Source organism: Streptomyces sp. NPDC047130, assembly GCF_040643475.1.
In the GTDB taxonomy this organism is placed as follows: domain Bacteria; phylum Actinomycetota; class Actinomycetes; order Streptomycetales; family Streptomycetaceae; genus Streptomyces.
Window position 1 is genome coordinate 87,209 of the sequence record NZ_JBEYUK010000016.1, and the last position, 16,409, is coordinate 103,617.

The 16,409-nt window shown below is 74.1% G+C and carries 13 protein-coding genes; 3 read left to right on the top strand and 10 right to left on the bottom strand.

The window, feature by feature from the left end; genetic code table 11:
- Window positions 1–355 precede the first annotated feature (355 nt).
- Window positions 356–1,297 carry a 2-hydroxyacid dehydrogenase gene (locus ABZ836_RS20085; RefSeq protein WP_361143950.1) on the bottom strand — a complete coding sequence of 314 codons (942 nt, stop codon included), beginning with the start codon at window positions 1,295–1,297 and terminating at the stop codon, window positions 356–358.
- A gap of 93 nt (window positions 1,298–1,390) precedes the next feature.
- On the opposite strand from ABZ836_RS20085, the gene ABZ836_RS20090 reads away from it, so the two are divergent.
- Window positions 1,391–2,398: an aldo/keto reductase gene (locus tag ABZ836_RS20090; protein WP_356136972.1), complete on the top strand. Its 1,008-nt coding sequence runs from the start codon at window positions 1,391–1,393 to the stop codon at window positions 2,396–2,398.
- 204 nt (window positions 2,399–2,602) lie between these two features.
- Window positions 2,603–3,742 (top strand): PQQ-dependent sugar dehydrogenase, encoded by a 1,140-nt coding sequence (locus ABZ836_RS20095; RefSeq protein ID WP_356136970.1) that lies wholly within the window; start codon window positions 2,603–2,605, stop codon window positions 3,740–3,742.
- Between the two features lie 164 nt (window positions 3,743–3,906).
- Here the strand turns inward: ABZ836_RS20095 and ABZ836_RS20100 are convergent, their stop codons facing one another.
- The gene (locus tag ABZ836_RS20100) at window positions 3,907–4,248 is read right to left on the bottom strand and encodes a TetR/AcrR family transcriptional regulator C-terminal domain-containing protein (protein ID WP_356137025.1); all 342 of its coding nucleotides are present in this window, start codon (window positions 4,246–4,248) and stop codon (window positions 3,907–3,909) included.
- A gap of 23 nt (window positions 4,249–4,271) precedes the next feature.
- On the opposite strand from ABZ836_RS20100, the gene ABZ836_RS20105 reads away from it, so the two are divergent.
- Window positions 4,272–5,522, top strand: a complete 1,251-nt coding sequence (locus ABZ836_RS20105; RefSeq protein ID WP_361144048.1) for a DHA2 family efflux MFS transporter permease subunit — start codon at window positions 4,272–4,274, stop codon at window positions 5,520–5,522.
- A 76-nt stretch (window positions 5,523–5,598) separates the two neighbouring features.
- Here the strand turns inward: ABZ836_RS20105 and gatB are convergent, their stop codons facing one another.
- The 8 genes from gatB to ABZ836_RS20145 form a co-directional block, all read right to left on the bottom strand.
- Window positions 5,599–7,113 carry an Asp-tRNA(Asn)/Glu-tRNA(Gln) amidotransferase subunit GatB gene (gatB, locus tag ABZ836_RS20110; RefSeq protein WP_356136968.1) on the bottom strand — a complete coding sequence of 505 codons (1,515 nt, stop codon included), beginning with the start codon at window positions 7,111–7,113 and terminating at the stop codon, window positions 5,599–5,601.
- A 15-nt stretch (window positions 7,114–7,128) separates the two neighbouring features.
- Window positions 7,129–7,368, bottom strand: a complete 240-nt coding sequence (locus tag ABZ836_RS20115) for a hypothetical protein (RefSeq protein ID WP_356136966.1) — start codon at window positions 7,366–7,368, stop codon at window positions 7,129–7,131.
- Window positions 7,365–8,858 (bottom strand): Asp-tRNA(Asn)/Glu-tRNA(Gln) amidotransferase subunit GatA, encoded by a 1,494-nt coding sequence (gene gatA / locus ABZ836_RS20120; protein WP_356136964.1) that lies wholly within the window; start codon window positions 8,856–8,858, stop codon window positions 7,365–7,367. Before gatA ends, ABZ836_RS20115 begins: the two co-directional genes overlap by 4 nt.
- A 2-nt stretch (window positions 8,859–8,860) precedes the next feature.
- A complete protein-coding gene (gene gatC / locus ABZ836_RS20125) occupies window positions 8,861–9,160 on the bottom strand; it encodes an Asp-tRNA(Asn)/Glu-tRNA(Gln) amidotransferase subunit GatC (RefSeq protein WP_108954271.1) in 300 nt (99 codons plus the stop codon).
- 239 nt (window positions 9,161–9,399) lie between these two features.
- Complete coding sequence (locus ABZ836_RS20130) at window positions 9,400–11,835, bottom strand: bifunctional diguanylate cyclase/phosphodiesterase (RefSeq protein ID WP_361143957.1); 2,436 nt, start codon at window positions 11,833–11,835, stop codon at window positions 9,400–9,402.
- 276 nt (window positions 11,836–12,111) lie between these two features.
- Entirely contained in the window at window positions 12,112–14,397 is a 2,286-nt protein-coding gene (gene ligA, locus ABZ836_RS20135) for an NAD-dependent DNA ligase LigA (protein WP_361143960.1), read from the bottom strand.
- 80 nt (window positions 14,398–14,477) lie between these two features.
- Window positions 14,478–15,482 (bottom strand): methionine synthase, encoded by a 1,005-nt coding sequence (locus tag ABZ836_RS20140; RefSeq protein ID WP_361143964.1) that lies wholly within the window; start codon window positions 15,480–15,482, stop codon window positions 14,478–14,480.
- Between the two features lie 128 nt (window positions 15,483–15,610).
- The gene (locus tag ABZ836_RS20145; RefSeq protein ID WP_356136958.1) at window positions 15,611–16,309 is read right to left on the bottom strand and encodes an SDR family oxidoreductase; all 699 of its coding nucleotides are present in this window, start codon (window positions 16,307–16,309) and stop codon (window positions 15,611–15,613) included.
- Window positions 16,310–16,409 lie beyond the last annotated feature (100 nt).

Consider the following 16,409-nt stretch of genomic DNA (forward strand, 5'->3'; position numbering starts at 1 on the left):
GGCCTCCCGCAGCCGCCGGGGATGCGGGCGGCGCACACTGCGCGGCGGAAGGTCCGGGTGTGCGCCGTGGCGCGCCGGGGTGGCCGCCGACGCGCCCGCGGCGCGGCGGGGTGAGTCGCGACGTCGAAGATCCGTCGTCCGGTCCGTCGGCCGTGCATCGCCCGTCGCCCCCCTCGCAGTTCGGTCCTGGTCCGTCTCCGGCGCCCCGGTCCGCGGCGCAGCCCCCGAGTGACGATACACCAGCATCGTCACTCAGGGACATACTTCATCTACTCTCCGTGATGACGAACGGAAGTTCGCCACGTTCCGCGCCCACGGGACTGCGGAGAGTACCCGGACCGGGCCGGACCATGCCTCAACGGCCGGTCGTCAGCATCACATTGCGCAGGGGGCGTCCGTCGGCGAATCGGGACAACTGGTCCACCAGCAGCCTCTTGGCCCTCGGGGCGAACGCGCTGGTGGGTCCTCCGACATGGGGGGAGATCAGGACGCCGGGGGCGGTCCACAGCGGGTGGCCCGGCGGCAGCGGCTCGGGGTCGGTGACGTCCAGCGCCGCCTTCAGGCGCCCCGTCCCCACCTCGGCGAGCAGGGCCTCGGTCTCGACGACGGGCCCTCGGGAGACGTTGACCAGCAGGGCTCCGTCCTTCATCCGGGACAGGAACGGGGCGTCCACCAGGTGGCGGGTGGCCTCGGTCAGCGGGGTGAGCAGTACCACCACGTCGGCCTCGGGCAGCAGCCCCGGGAGGTCGGCGAGCGGGTGCACCGGACCGCGCTCCGTCGTGCGCGCGGAGCGCGCGACGCGCAGCACCCGCGCGGGCTCGAAGGGCACGAGCCGGTCCTCGACGGCCGAGCCGATCGCCCCGTAACCGACGATCAGCACGGTCCGGTCGGCGAGCGCGGGCCGGAACCCGCCCCGCCACTCCCCCCGTTCCTGGGCGCGCACGAAGTCGGGGATGCCGCGCAGCTGGGCGAGGATCAGCGCCAGGGTCAGCTCGGCGGTGCTGGCGTCGTGGACCCCCCGGGCGTTGCAGACCTGGACGCCGTCGGGCAGCGAGGCCAGCCCCGGCTCGACGTGGTCGATGCCGGCGGAGAGGGTCTGCACGACCCGCACGGCGCTCATCCCGGGCATGGGCCGGGTCGCCACCGGGCCCGGCCTGAGGTACGGCACGACGTAGAACACGCAGGCGGCGGGGTCCGCCGGGTACGCGTCCTCGCCGTTCCAGTACCGGTAGACGGGGCCTTCCGGCAGTCCCTCCAACTCGTCCTCGCGGTAGGGCAGCCACACTTCAGCAGTCATGCCACCGAGGCTAGGTCAGTGGCTCCGGACGGCAGAGGTTAGGTTGGGTTCTCGCGGTGGCGGCAGGGCAGGCCTAGGGAGGGTCCGGGGCAGGTGGAGCGCAGGAGGATGGGCTCGACGACGCTCGAGGTCGGCGCCGTGGGGCTCGGGTGCATGCCGATGAGCTGGGCGTACAGCGCCTCCCGGCGGCGCGGCGTCGAATCGCTGCGCGCGGTGCACCGGGCGCTGGACCTGGGCGGCGGGGCGACGCTGCTGGACACGGCCGACATGTACGGGCCGTTCACCAACGAGCTGCTGCTGGGGCGGGTGCTCAAGGAGCGCCGCGCGGACGCGTTCGTCTCCACCAAGGTCGGGCTGCTGGTGGGCGAGGGGCACCTGGTCGCCAACGGCCGCCCCGGTTACGTGAAGCGGGCCTGCGACGCCTCGCTGCGGCGGCTGCAGACCGATGTGATCGACCTCTACCAGCTGCATCGGGCGGATCCCGAGGTGCCGGTGGAGGAGACCTGGGGCGCCATGGCGGACCTGGTGCGCGCGGGCAAGGTGCGGTCGCTGGGCCTGTGCGCGGTGGGCGGCGCCCGCACCGGGCGCAGGGCGGGTTCCCGGCCGTACCGGGCGACGCTGGAGCAGCTCGGCCGGTTGCAGCAGGTGTTCCCGGTGACGGCGGTGGAGGCGGAGCTGTCGGTCTGGTCGCGGGAGGCGCTGGAGGCCCTGCTGCCCTGGTGCACGGCGCACGGCGTGGGGTTCCTGGCCGCGATGCCGCTGGGCAGCGGCTACCTCACCGGCACCCTCACCCCCGGCGAGGGCTTCGAGCCGGACGATCCGCGGGCACGGCACCCGAGGTTCACCGCCGAGATGATGGCGGCCAACCAGCCGATCGTGGCCGGGCTGCGGCGGGTCGCCGGGCGGCACGGGGAGGGCGTGACCCCGGCGCAGGTGGCGCTGGCGTGGGTGCTGGGGCAGGGGCCGCACGTGGTGGCGGTGCCGGGGACCAAGCAGGAGCGCTGGGTGGGTGAGAACGCGGGCGCGGCGACGCTGCGGCTGACCGCCGAGGACCTGGCGGAGCTCCGGGACCTGCCGCCGGCACGCGGCTCCTGGGACTGACCGCCACCGCCCTCCCACCCGCTCCTCCCCCGTTTTCCCCCCGCTCCCCCACCCGATGGGGTCCGAAGGTGCCGGGGCGGGAACTTTTGGCGACCCGTCCGGTGTCGGAAAGGGTGAGCCGGAAACCCGCGTGGTGCCGTTCGGCACCGTGACCGATTCGACCGGAGGGACCCCGTCGTGCGACGACTTCTGCGAGGGAGAGCTGTGACGGCCGCGCTGGCCTCGTCCGCGTTGCTGCTGACGGCCGCCTGCGGGGCCGGTGAGGAGGATCCGGCGCCGTCGCCCGCGGTGAGCAGCCCGGCGGCGAGCGACGCCCCGGCGGCGAGTCCGGGCGGGCGGACGCCGCCGGCCAAGGGGTCGGTGGAGGTGGTCCGCACGGTCGCCACGGGGCTGAAGTCGCCGTGGGGCGTGGCCCCGGTGGGGAAGGACGCGCTGCTGGTCGCCTCCCGGGACGAGGGGACGATCACCCGGGTCGACACCCGGAACGGGAAGAAGACCGAGGTCGGCGAGGTGCCCGGGGTCGCCCCGGAGGGAGAGGGCGGCCTGCTGGGCATCGCCCTGTCCCCCGGTTTCTCCTCGGACCACTACCTCTACGCCTACTTCACCTCGGCGTCCGACAACCGGATCGTGCGGATGCTGTACCGCCCGGACCGCCCGGCGGGCGGGCAACTCGGCGAGCCGGACGTGGTGTTCCGCGGCATCCCCAAGGCGTTCGTGCACAACGGCGGGCGGATCGCGTTCGGTCCGGACAAGCTGCTCTACGTGGGGACCGGCGAGGCGGGCGAGGAGCCGCTCGCGCAGGACCGGGAGTCGCTGGGCGGCAAGATCCTCCGCCTGACCCCGGAGGGCGAGCCCGCGCCGGGCAACCCGTTCCCGGACTCCCCGGTGTGGTCGTGGGGTCACCGGAACGTGCAGGGGCTGGCCTTCGACGGCGAACAGCGGCTGTTCGCGGCCGAGTTCGGGCAGGACACCTGGGACGAGGTGAACCACATCGCGCCGGGCGACAACTACGGGTGGCCCGAGCAGGAGGGCAAGGGCGGCGGCGAGGAGTTCCACGACCCGATCGCCCAGTGGCGGACGAGCGACGCCTCCCCCAGCGGGCTGGCGTACGCCGACGGCTCGCTGTGGATGGCCGGCCTGCGGGGCGAGCGGCTGTGGCGGATCCCGCTCGACGGCACCAAGGCGTCCGCCGAGCCGCAGTCGTTCCTGGAGGGCGAGTACGGGCGCCTGCGCACGGTGGTCGCGGCCGGCGGGGACCGGCTGTGGCTGGTCACGTCCAACACGGACGGCCGCGGGGACCCGAGCGGGGAGGACGACCGCATCCTGGAGCTGCGGGTCGGCTGAGCGCGCGGCCCGCCGAACGTGCGGCGGGCCCGGCTGAGCGTGCGGCCGGCCCCGTTGCGTATGCGGCGGGCCCCGCTGCGCGTGCGGCGGGCCCCGCTGAACGTGCGGCCGGCCCCGTTGCGTATGCGGCGGGCCCGCTGAACGTGCGGCCGGCCTCGCCGCCCTCAGCGCCCGTGCGGCAGGTAGCCGTACAGGAAGGCCCGGACCCCCGCGGCCGCCAGGGCCTCCTGTTCGGCCCGCGGAACGGCGACGGCCCCCAGGTGGCTCCGGTCGCCGATCTCGGTGCCGGTGAGCAGCAGGAAGTGGAGCGCGGCCTGCTCGGGGTCGGGGGTCTCCAGCCAGCCGTCCTCGGCGAGTTCCCGGAAGCGGGCGCCGAGCGCGGCACGGGACCGATCCGGTCCGGCGGCGCGCCAGGTCTCCAGGAACTCGGCCGGCAGCCGTCCCGCCTCGGCGTGCATCTGCCGGACCACGGCGAAGTGCTCCGGGTGGCGCGACCTGGGTTCCAGCCAGGCGAGGGCGAACGCCCGCGCTGGGTTCCTCGTTCGGCAGCCCGCTGTCCGTGGTGCAGTGGGTGGTCACCGGCTACACCCTGGCCCTGGCCACCGTCCTCCCGGTCACCGGCTGGGCGGTGGACCGGTGGGGGAGCCGACGGGTGTTCCTGGTCTCGGTGGCGCTGTTCACCGCCGGATCGGGGCTCTGCGGCATCGCCTGGGACACCGGCTCCCTGATCGTCTTCCGGATCCTCCAGGGGGCGGGCGGCGGGCTGATCGTGCCGGTCGCCATGACCGTGCTGCTGCGCGCGGTGCCGCCCGAGCGCAAGGGCAGCGCGATGGCGATCCTCAGCATCCCGGTCCTGATCGGCCCCATGACCGGACCGGTGCTCGGCGGGGTCCTCACCGACGCGCTGTCCTGGCGCTGGATCTTCCTGGTCAACCTGCCGGTGGGTGTCCTGACCCTGCTGCTCGGCGCCCGGCTGGTCCGGGGCGGCGACGGGGCGGCGGAGCGCCGCCCGCTGGACCTGGTCGGCCTGCTCACCCTCTCCCCCGGCCTGGCGGCGCTGTTCTACGGGCTGACGGTGGCCGGTGAGACCGGTGCGGCCACCTCGCCGGGCGCCCTGCTGCCCGTCCTCGGCGGCGGTGCGCTGGTGGCGGTGTTCGCGGTACGCGCCCTGCGGAGCGACCGGCCGCCGCTGCTCGACCTGCGGCTGCTCGCCCGGCCCGCCTTCGGCCGGTCGTTGACGGCGCTGGTGCCGTTCTCGGCCGCCTACTTCGGCCTGCTGATGGCCGTGCCGCTGTACTGGCAGCAGCAGCGAGGACTGAGCGGGACGACGACCGGCCTGCTGATGGCGCCGCAGTTCCTCTGCAGCGGCACGGTGATGCAGCTCGCGGGCCGGATCGCGGACCGGCTGCCGCCGCGGCGGCTGGCGCTGCCCGGGATCGCGCTGGCGGCCTCCGCCTACCTGGCCGTCGCGGTGCTGGCCGGTGAGGAGGACCTGCCCCACGGGTGGGTGGTGGCGGCGCTCGCCCTGCTCGGGGTGGGGGCGGGGCTGGTCAACATGCCGCTGATGACGGCGGCCACCCGCGGGCTCTCCGGGCCCGAGACGGCCGGGGGCACCACCACGCTGAACGTGGTGAGCCGCCTCGCCGCCGGCGCCGGGACGGCCCTGTTCGCCCTGCTGCTGTCCGCGACGGACGGTTTCCGCACCACCCTGCTGTGCGGGGCGGCGCTCATGGCGCTGACCCTCGTCGGCGTGCTCCGGCTCCCCGTGGGGAAGCCCTGAGCGGGTCGCGCGCCTCACACGCGGCGGCGCCCCGGACCGCACGGGTCCGGGGCGCCGTGGTGCGGCGGAGCAGGGGTCAGCCCTCGGTGACGCCCAGCTTCTCCAGGATCAGTTCCTTGACGCGGGCGGCGTCGGCCTGGCCGCGGGTGGCCTTCATGACCGCCCCGACCAGCGCGCCGGCCGCCGCCACCTTGCCGCCGCGGATCTTGTCCGCGACGCCCGGGTTGCCGGCGATCGCCTCGTCCACGGCCGCGCCCAGCGCGCCCTCGTCGGAGACGACCTTCAGGCCGCGCTTCTCCACGACCTCGTCCGGAGCGCCCTCGCCGGCCAGCACGCCCTCGATGACCTGGCGGGCCAGCTTGTCGTTGAGCTCGCCCTTGGCGACCAGCTCGGACACCCGCGCCACCTGGGCGGGGGTGATCGCCAGCTGGTCGGGCGCCACGCCCGACTCGTTGGCGCTGCGGGCGAGTTCGCCCATCCACCACTTGCGGGCGGAGGCGGCGTCGGCGCCGGCCTCGATCGTCTCCACGATGAGGTCGAGCGCACCGGCGTTGAGGATGGCCTGCATGTCGGTGGCCGACACGCCCCACTCCTCGCGGAGCCGGTTGCGGCGGACCAGCGGCAGCTCCGGCAGCGAGCCGCGGATCTCCTCGACCCACTCGCGGGACGGGGCGACCGGGACCAGGTCCGGCTCCGGGAAGTAGCGGTAGTCCTCCGCCTCCTCCTTCACGCGGCCCGAGGTCGTGGACCCGGTGTCCTCGTGGAAGTGGCGGGTCTCCTGCACGATGGTGCCGCCGGAGGACAGCACCGCCGCGTGCCGCTGGATCTCGAAGCGGGCGGCGCGCTCCACCGAGCGCAGCGAGTTGACGTTCTTGGTCTCGCTGCGGGTGCCGAACTTCTCGGCGCCCTTCGGCATCAGCGACAGGTTGACGTCGCAGCGCATCTGGCCCATCTCCATGCGGGCCTCGGAGACCCCGAGGGCACGGATGAGCTCGCGCAGCTCCCGCACGTACGCCCGTGCCACCTCGGGCGCGCGCTCACCGGCGCCCACGATGGGCTTGGTGACGATCTCGATCAGCGGGATGCCGGCGCGGTTGTAGTCCAGCAGGGAGTGCGAGGCGCCGTGGATGCGGCCGGTGGCACCGCCGACGTGCGTCGACTTGCCGGTGTCCTCCTCCATGTGGGCGCGCTCGATCTCGACGCGGAAGGTCTCCCCGTCCTCCAGCTGCACGTCGAGGTAGCCGTTGAAGGCGATCGGCTCGTCGTACTGGGAGGTCTGGAAGTTCTTCGGCATGTCCGGATAGAAGTAGTTCTTCCGGGCGAAGCGGCACCACTCGGCGATCTCGCAGTTCAGCGCGAGGCCGATCCGGATCGCCGACTCCACGCCGGTCGCGTTGACGACCGGGAGGGCGCCGGGCATGCCGAGGCAGGTGGGGCAGGTCTGGGTGTTCGGCTCCGCGCCGAGCGCGGTCGAGCAGCCGCAGAACATCTTGGTCTGCGTGCCGAGTTCGACATGGACCTCGAGGCCCATGACGGGGTCGTACGACGCCAGAGCGTCCTCGTACGACACCAGGTCGGTCGTGGTGGTCACGGTGGTACTTCCCTCTCAGCCCAGCAGGACGTCGTCGTCGCCCAGCTGCTTCAGGTCGCGCAGCAGGATGGCGAGGCCGGTCACGATGGCGACGCCGGATACGGCCGCGTCCAGGAGCCGCAGCGTGTCGCTGTCCTGACGGGCCTTGCGGATCTGCTTGACGACCGTCACGGCACCGAAGGCGGTGGTGGCGATGGACAGGTACGTCCCGTTGCGGGACTTCTTGAAGCCCTTGGCCTTCTTCAGCGAGTTCACAGCGACGGAGCCTCCTCGAGGAGCGGGTGTCCCCACTTTTCCACGAAGGCGGCCTCGACCGCTGCCCCGACCGTGTACAGACGGTCGTCCTTCATCGCCGGGGCGATGATCTGCAGGCCCACCGGGAGGTTGTCCTCCGGGGCGAGACCGCAGGGCAGCGACATGGCCGAGTTGCCCGCGAGGTTGGTGGGGATGGTGCACAGGTCGGCCAGGTACATCGCCATCGGGTCGTCGGCGCGCTCGCCGATCGGGAAGGCGGTGGTCGGCGTGGTCGGCGACACGATGACGTCGACCTGCTCGAAGGCCTTCTCGAAGTCCCGCGTGATCAGCGTGCGGACCTTCTGGGCGCTGCCGTAGTAGGCGTCGTAGTAGCCGGAGCTCAGCGCGTAGGTGCCGAGCATGATGCGGCGCTTGACCTCGTCCCCGAAGCCGGCCTCGCGGGTGAGCGAGGTGACCGTCTCTGCCGAGTTGCCGCCGTCGTCGCCGACCCGCAGGCCGTAGCGCAGGCCGTCGAAGCGGGCGAGGTTGGAGGAGCACTCGGAGGGCGCGATCAGGTAGTACGCCGACAGCGCGAGGTCGAAGGACGGGCAGTCCAGCTCGACGATCTCCGCGCCGAGCCCCTTGAGCAGCTCGACCGACTCCTCGAAGCGCTGCACCACACCGGCCTGGTAGCCCTCGCCGCGGAACTGCTTGACGACGCCGACGCGCATGCCGGCGACGGAGCCGTTGCGGGCGGCCTCGACGACCGGCGGGACCGGGGCGTCGATGGAGGTGGAGTCCATCGGGTCGTGGCCGGCGATCGCCTCGTGCAGCAGCGCCGCGTCGAGGACGGTGCGGGCGCAGGGGCCGCCCTGGTCGAGGGAGGAGGAGAACGCGACCATGCCGTAGCGGGAGACCGCGCCGTAGGTCGGCTTGACGCCGACCGTGCCGGTGACGGCGGCAGGCTGGCGGATGGAGCCGCCGGTGTCGGTGCCGATGGCCAGCGGGGCCATGTACGCGGCCAGCGCGGCGGAGGAGCCGCCGCCGGAGCCGCCGGGGATGCGGGTCAGGTCCCACGGGTTGCCGGTGGGGCCGTAGGCGCTGTTCTCGGTGGAGGAGCCCATCGCGAACTCGTCCATGTTGGTCTTGCCGAGGATGACGACGTCGGCCGCCTTCAGGCGCTTGACCAGCGTGGCGTCGTACGGCGGGATCCAGCCCTCGAGGATCTTGGAGCCGACCGTGGTCGGGACGCCCTCGGTGGTGAAGATGTCCTTCAGGGCGAGCGGCACGCCGGCCAGCGGGCCGAGCTTCTCGCCGCGCTCGCGCTTGGCGTCGACCTCACGGGCCTGCGCCAGGGCGCCCTCGCGGTCGATGTGCAGGAAGGCGTGGACCTTCTCGTCGACCGCCTCGATGCGGGCGAGGTGGGCCTCGGCGACCTCGACGGCCGTGAGCTCGCCGGAGGCGATCTTCTCGGCGGTCTCGGCGGCGGTGAGCTTGATGATGTCCGTCATGACTACTGCTCCTCACCCAGGATCTGCGGCACCTTGAAACGCTGCTGCTCCTGGGCAGGGGCGCCGGAGAGGGCCTGCTCCGGGGTGAGCGAGGGACGGACCTCGTCCGCGCGCATGACGTTGGTCAGCGGGAGCGGGTGGGAGGTCGGGGGCACGTCTTGGTCGGCGACCTCGCTGACGCGGGCGACCGCGCCGATGATGTCGTCGAGCTGGCCTGCGAAGTGGTCGAGCTCTTCGGGCTTCAGCTCCAGACGCGCCAGCCGGGCGAGGTGGGCGACCTCCTCGCGCGTGATGCCAGGCATGCAGCGATCCTCTGGGGTGAGAGTTCTGTGGTTCGGAACCCCAATCCTATGGCTCGCGCCCGCCCGGCCACGCACCGGTTTCCCCGGGCCGCCCTTTCGGGGCGGCCACCGCCGCGGTCACCGCCGTGGACACCCCCACGGACACCGGCTCGGTCGGCGGCGCGGTCACCGCCGTGCACACCGGCCCGGTCACCGCCGTGGTCGGGGCGCGGTCCGCGGCCGGCGGTCGCGGGCGCCCTCTAGCCGCGGCCCGGGTCGAGGGCGGCCGGGGCGCGTCTGGCGCCGCGGGCGCGGAGCCAGGCGGTGGTCTCGTCGGCGGGCATGGCGGCGGACACCAGCCAGCCCTGGACCGCGTCGCAGCCCAGGTCGCGGAGCCGTTCCCAGGTCTCGTCGTCCTCGACGCCCTCGGCGACCACCAGGAGGCCCAGGGAGTGGGCCAGGTCCAGCGTGCACCGCACGATCTCGGCGTCCTGGGAGTCGACCGCGAGCCGCGCCACGAACGACCGGTCGATCTTCAGCTCGCTCACCGGGAGCCGCCGCAGGTGCACCAGCGAGGAGTACCCCGTGCCGAAGTCGTCGAGGGACAGCTTCACGCCGTGGCCGCTGAGCGCCGCCAGCGTGTCGGCCGCCCGCTGGGGGTCCTCCAGCAGCACGTGCTCGGTGATCTCCAGCTGGAGCGCGCCGGTGGGCACCCCGTGCCGGGCCAGCCGCGCGGCCACCGACCCGGCGAACCCGGGGGTGTGGACGTCGCGCGGGGAGACGTTGACGGCCACCGGGACCATCAGTCCCTGCGCCCGCCACTCGGCGACCTGGCCGAGCGCGGTCTCCAGGACGTACTCGGTGAGGTGCGGCATCAGCCCGGAGGTCTCGGCGATGGCGATGAACTCGTCCGGGGGCACCCGGCCCCGCTCGGGGTGCACCCACCGCATCAGGGCCTCGAGGCCGGCGACCTCGCCGTCGAAGCGGACCTTGGGCTGGTAGTGGAGTTCCACCTCGTGGGCGTCGAGGGCACGGCGCAGGTCGCCGAGGAGCCCGAGCCGGTCGGGCGTGTTGGAGTCCCGCTTGGACTCGTACGCCTCGACGCCGGTGCGGTCCCGCTTGGCCTGGTACATCGCGACGTCGGCCCGGCGCAGCAGGCCCTCGGCGTCCGGGGCGTGGTCGGGGTAGAGGGCCACGCCGGCGCTGGCCTCCAGGACCAGGGTCAGGCCGTCGAGGTCCAGCGGTGATCCCAGCTCGGCCACCAGGCCGCGGGCGGCCCGGGTCGCCGAGGTGGTGGAGTCGGTGAGCGGCAGCAGGACCGCGAACTCGTCGCCGCCGAGCCGGGCCGCCTCGGCCCCCTCGGGCAGGGCCCGGCGCAGGCGTCCGGCTATCTGGACGAGCAGCCGGTCGCCGGCGAGGTGGCCGAGGGTGTCGTTGACCGAGCGGAAGCGGTCGAGGTCGATGAGGACCAGGGCGGTCCGGGCCTCCTGGCGTTCGGCGTCGTCCAGGGCGCTCCAGGTGCGCTCCAGCAGCCACTGGCGGTTGGGCAGCCCGGTGAGCGGGTCGCGGAGCTGCTCCTCGGCGCGGGCCCGGGCGATCCACAGGGTGCGGTCGACCGCGATCAGCGGGATGCCGAACAGGGGCAGCAGCAGCGGCTGGACGGAGGTGACCACGCACATCAGCGGGGCGATGCCGAGCAGGGCGGCGGCGAGGAGTCCCTGCCGCTTCATGTCGGTGCGGGTGAAGACGGGGAGGCCGTCGCCGCAGGGGGCCTGGAGGTACCAGAGCAGGACCCGGGTGACGGCGAGGTAGGCGAAGGCCACCGCGGCGACCTGGGGGGCGGCCGAGCTGGTCCAGTACTGGGCCTGCCAGGGGGCCTCGACGGAGGGGAACCTGCCGAACAGGGCGAGCAGCAGCGCGCCCACGGCGATGCCGAGGATGTCGACGGCGCCGCACAGCAGGTTCTCGCGTCTGCTGCGGCGCCGGGCGATGCCGGAGAACAGCACGACGGTGAGGCTGACCAGGCCGGCGGGCACCCAGCCGTAGAGCAGCAGCACGGCGAGGGTGAGGGCGGCGCCGGAGCCGGTGCCGCCCCACCAGCGGGTCCGGCCCAGCAGGACCAGGTGGCCGACGATCACGCCGGTGAGCAGGGCCAGGGACCAGCCGACGGGGCCGGCCGGGAACAACGCGTGCTGTCCGGCGAAGGCCCGGTAGAAGCCGGCGCCGAGGACGAACCCGGCGGCCGCGACGACCACCACGGGCAGTACGGGCCAGGCGAGCATCTGCTGCCGGGCCTGTCCGTCGTGGTCGCCGAGCCGGTGCGGCGGGTAGGCCGGGGTGACGGCGAGGTGGGTGAGCGGACCGGGGCGGCCGGCGGCGGGTGCCGCGGCCTCGGTGCGCCTGCGCCGGAGCGGGGCGAGGGCGACGGCGAGCCGCCGGGCGGCGACCGGCGTCCGGCCACGGGCCGCGGGAGCCCCACCGGCGGCCGCGGCCGTCACGCCGGAGGCGGGGGCCGTCACGCCGGGGGCGGAGGCCGTTCCGCCGGGGGCGGGGGCGAAGGGAGTTCCCGTGCGGGCGGGGGGCGTTCCGGTGCGGGCGGGGGCGCCGGAGGTGAGCCGGGAGAACGGACGTCGCAGGGCGTCGGCCAGGCGTGCGGGCAGCCGAGGCCCCGACGCGGCGTTCTCGGTCGGTTCCATACCCCGTCCCTCTCACAGCCTGCGGTGCCCGCGCCGCGCGGCCGACGCGACGGCTCTCCGGCCGTGCGTGTCCGAACTCCTCGCTCCGCGGCGGTTCCCACCGCGGGGCGTGCTCCGACCGCCGGTGGGCCGACGGTGCACCACCCCAACACTAGGCGGCCCGGCGGCATCTGGGCAGCGGTCACCGGTGGTTACCCGGATACGCCCCACACCGCCGGGAAGGCGTACTTCCTCCCGGAACGGGCGGGTCTCGCCGCGACGCGGTCCGCCGCCCCGTCAGGCCTCCTCCCGCGCGCCCTCCTCCGGCCCCTCCCCCGCCGCGGCCTCTTCCACGGCCCCTGCCTCGGTCTCTTCCCCGGCCCCTGCCGCGGTCCCGCCGGCACCCTCTGCCGCGGTCCCCTCGGCGGGCAGCGCGGCCTGGAGGGCGGCGTCCGTGCCCTCCTCCAGCAGGACGCGGAAGCCGTCCTCGTCGAGCACCGGCACCTTGAGCTGCATCGCCTTGTCGTACTTGGAGCCGGGGTTGTCGCCCACCACCACGAACGAGGTCTTCTTCGACACCGAGCCCGTGACCTTGGCGCCACGGCCGACCAGCGCCTCCTTGGCCCCGTCCCGGGTGTAGGAGGCGAGGGTGCCGGTGACCACCACGGTCAGGCCCTCGAGCGGGCGCGGGCCCTCGTCCTCGCCGGTGGCCTCGTCCTCCATGCGCACGCCGGCGGCGCGCCACTTGCGGAGGATCTCCTGGTGCCAGTCCTCGGCGAACCATTCCTTGAGCGAGGCGGCGATGATGGCGCCGACGCCCTCGGTGCCGGCCAGTTCCTCCTCGCTCGCGGCCTCGATGCGCTCCAGCGAGCGGAACTCGCGGGCCAGCGCCTCGGCGGCGACCGGGCCGACGTGGCGGATGGAGAGGCTGGTGAGGATTCTGGCCAGCGGGCGTTCCTTGGCGGCCTCGATGTTCTGCAGCATGCCGAGTGCGTTCTTCTTCGGCTCGCCCGCCTTGTTGGCGAAGACCGTGACGATCTTGTCCTCGCCGGTCTTCGGGTCCCGCTTGGGCAGGCCGCTGTCCTGGTCGAGGACGTAGGCCTTGATGGGCAGGAGCCGCTCGACGGAGAGGTCGAAGAGGTCTCCCTCGTCGCGCAGCGGAGGGTCGGAGGGCTCCAGCGGCTGGGTGAGCGCGGCGGCGGCGACGTAGCCGAAGTGCTCGATGTCGAGGGCCTTGCGGCCGGCCAGGTAGAAGAGCCGTTCCCGCAACTGGGCGGGGCAGCTACGGGCGTTGGGGCAGCGGAGGTCGACGTCGCCCTCCTTCATGGGCCGCAGCGCCGTGCCGCACTCGGGGCACTCGGCGGGCATCACGAACTCCCGCTCGCTGCCGTCCCGCAGGTCGGCCACCGGGCCGAGGATCTCCGGGATGACGTCGCCGGCCTTGCGCAGCACCACCGTGTCGCCGATGAGGACGCCCTTGGCCTTGACCACGTCCTGGTTGTGCAGGGTGGCGAACTCGACCTCGGACCCGGCCACGGTGACGGGCTCGACCTGTGCGTAGGGCGTGACCCGGCCCGTGCGGCCGACGCCCACGCGGATGTTGAGCAGCTTGGTGTTGACCTCCTCCGGCGCGTACTTCCAGGCGATCGCCCAGCGCGGGGCGCGGGACGTGGAGCCGAGGCGGCCCTGGAGCGGGATCTCGTCCAGCTTGACGACCACTCCGTCGATCTCGTGCTCCACGGAGTGCCGGTTCTCGCCGAAGTGGGCGATGAAGTCGCGGACGCCCTGGAGGTCGTCGACCACCTTGTTGTGCCGGGCGGTCGGCAGGCCCCAGGTGCGGAGCAGGTCGTAGGCCTCGGAGAGGCGGGTCATGCCGGAGCCCCGGTACCCCTCCAGGGCGCCGATGCCGTGCACCACCATGTGCAGCGGGCGGGTGGCGGTGACCCGGGGGTCCTTCTGGCGCAGCGAACCGGCCGCCGCGTTGCGCGGGTTGGCGAAGGGCTTGTCGCCGGCCGCGACCAGGCGGGCGTTGAGCTCCTCGAACTTCTCCATCGGGAAGTAGACCTCGCCGCGGATCTCGACCAGGTCCGGGAGGTCCTCCCCGTGCAGCCGGTCGGGGATCTCGGCGATGGTGCGCACGTTGGGCGTGATGTCCTCGCCCGTGCGTCCGTCGCCGCGGGTGGCGGCGCGGGTGAGACGGCCGTGCTCGTAGGTGAGGTTGACGGCGAGGCCGTCGACCTTGAGCTCGCAGAGGAAGTGGTGGGCGGAGGCGCCGATCTCCCTGGCCACCCGGTCGGCCCAGGCGGCGAGTTCCTCGTCGTCGAAGGCGTTGTCCAGGGACAGCATCCGCTCGCGGTGCCGGACGGCGGTGAACTCCGTCTCGTAGGCGCCGGCGACCTTCTGGGTCGGCGAGTCGGGCGTGCGCAGCTCGGGGTGCCGCTCCTCCAGCGCCTCCAGCTCGCGCAGCAGCGTGTCGAACGCGGCGTCGCTGACGACGGGAGCGTCCTTCACGTAGTAGCGGAAGCGGTGCTCCTCGATCTGCTCGGCCAGCTGTGCGTGCCGGTCCCGCGCCTCGCTGGGCACGGGGCTCTCCGTCGTACTGCCCGTCGTGCTGCCCGTCGTGTTCGCCTGCTGGTCCTCGCCGGCCACTGTCGGTCCTCCCGTTACTCAGGGTTGTCCGCGAGCGATGTCGCCGCCCGGACGCACTGTGCGAGCGCCTTCCGCGCGTAGGCCGGGGTGGCCCCGGCGAGTCCGCACGTCGGCGTGATCGTGACCGCCTCCGGGAGGAGACCCGGGGACAGTCCCAGCCTGCGCCAGAGCGTCCTGACACCCATGACGCTACCGGCAGGGTCGGACAACGGGGCGTCGGTGCCCGGCACCACTCCGGCGAACAGCCGCAGGCCGTCCTCGACCGCCTCGCCGACGGCGTCGTCGTCACGCTCCGTGAGCAGCGAGAAGTCGAAGGAGACGGCGGCGGCCCCGGAGCGGCGCAGCAGCGCGAACGGGACGTCGGGGGCACAGGAATGGACGACCACGGGGCCGTCGTGCACGGCGATCACCTCACGCAGGGCGGCCTCCACGACCTGCCGGTCGACGGCGCGGTGGGTGCGGTAGCCGCTGGCGGTGCGGATCTGCCCGCGCAGCACGGCGGTGAGGGAGGGCTCGTCGAGCTGGAGCACGATCTCGGCGCCGGGGACCCGGCGGCGCAGTTCGGCGAGGTGGTTCCGCAGCCCTTCGGCGAGGGAGCCGGTGAGGTCGCGGGCGGCGCCGGGGTCGGACAGCACGGCCTCGCCGTTCCTCATCTCCAGCGCGGCGGCCAGCGTCCACGGGCCGACGGCCTGCACCTTGACCTGGCCCTCGTAGCCCTGGGTGTGCTCCTCCAGCGCGTCGAGGTCCTGCCGCAGCCAGGCGTGGGCGCGGCGGGTGTCCCGGCCGGGGCGGTCGCCCAGGCGCCAGCCGCTGGGCTCGACGCGGGCGTACATCTCGACGAGGAGGCCGGCGGTGCGGCCGATCATGTCCGCGCCGGGGCCGCGGGCGGGGAGCTCGGGGAGGAACGCGAACGTCTCGAACGACCCCACGGCGGTCTTGGCGGCCTCCAGGGCGTCCTCGCCGGGGAGGGAGCCCACCCCGGTGGCGGGCCCGAAGTTGAACCTACGCTTTTCGCTCACCCCGGAAGGGTACGGAAGCGGGCGGGCCCGCGGTCCCCGGGGGCACCCGCGCCCGCGCCCCCGTCCCCTCGCGTGGCCTCCCCGGCGGCGGCGGCAGCGGCGCTCCGCCGCCGCGGCCGGCCCGCGGGTCAGCGGCCCGGGCGGACGGTGAGGTCGTTGACCTCGGCGTCGCGGGGCAGGTCGAGGGCCATGAGGATGGTCGTGGCGACCGACTCGGGGTCGATCCACCGCGCCTCGTCGTACTCCTTGCCCTCCTGCTGGTGCACCTTCGCCTGCATGGGCGTGGCCGTGCGGCCGGGGTACACGGACGTGACCCGCACCCCGTTGCCGTGCTCCTCCTGCCGCAGCGAGTCGGCCAGCGCCTTCAGACCGTGCTTGGACGCCGCGTACGCCGCCCAGTTCGGCGAGGCGTCGAGCCCGGCCCCGGAGTTCACGAACAGCACGTGCCCCCGCGCGACCCGCAGCTGCGGCAGGAAGTGCCGGGTCAGCTCGGCGGGCGCGATCAGGTTGACGTTGAGCTGGTGGCGCCACGCCTTGGGGGTGAGCTCCCCCACCGGCCCGAGGTCGACCACGCCGGCGATGTGCAGCAGCGAGTCGATCCGCTCCGGCAGGCTCTGGTGGGAGAAGGCCCAGGAGAGCTTGTCCGGGTCGTTCAGGTCGCCGACCAGCGTCCGGGCGCCGGGGAAGCGGGCCGCGAGCTCCTTGGCCCGGCCCGCGTCCCGGGCGTGCAGCACGAGCTCGTCGCCGCGCTCCAGCAGCCGTCGGGCGACGGCGGCGCCGATGCCGGAGCCGGCGCCGGTGATCACATGAGTTGCCATGCGCCCCATGCTCGCACCAGGCCCGCCTCCGGCCCACGCCGGACCCGGGCGTGACCGAGGTTCAGGCCGGGGCGGGGCGTAGCTCGGGCGGGGCGTAGCCCGGGCGGGG

Excerpts from the sequence above, each read along its gene's own strand:
- ABZ836_RS20085 (WP_361143950.1), bottom strand. The coding sequence starts at position 1,297 with ATGACTGCTGAAGTGTGGCTGCCCTACCGCGAGGACGAGTTGGAGGGA.
- gatA (WP_356136964.1), bottom strand. The coding sequence starts at position 8,858 with ATGACGGACATCATCAAGCTCACCGCCGCCGAGACCGCCGAGAAGATC.
- gatC (WP_108954271.1), bottom strand. The coding sequence starts at position 9,160 with ATGCCTGGCATCACGCGCGAGGAGGTCGCCCACCTCGCCCGGCTGGCG.
- ABZ836_RS20130 (WP_361143957.1), bottom strand. The coding sequence starts at position 11,835 with ATGGAACCGACCGAGAACGCCGCGTCGGGGCCTCGGCTGCCCGCACGC.
- ABZ836_RS20145 (WP_356136958.1), bottom strand. The coding sequence starts at position 16,309 with ATGGGGCGCATGGCAACTCATGTGATCACCGGCGCCGGCTCCGGCATC.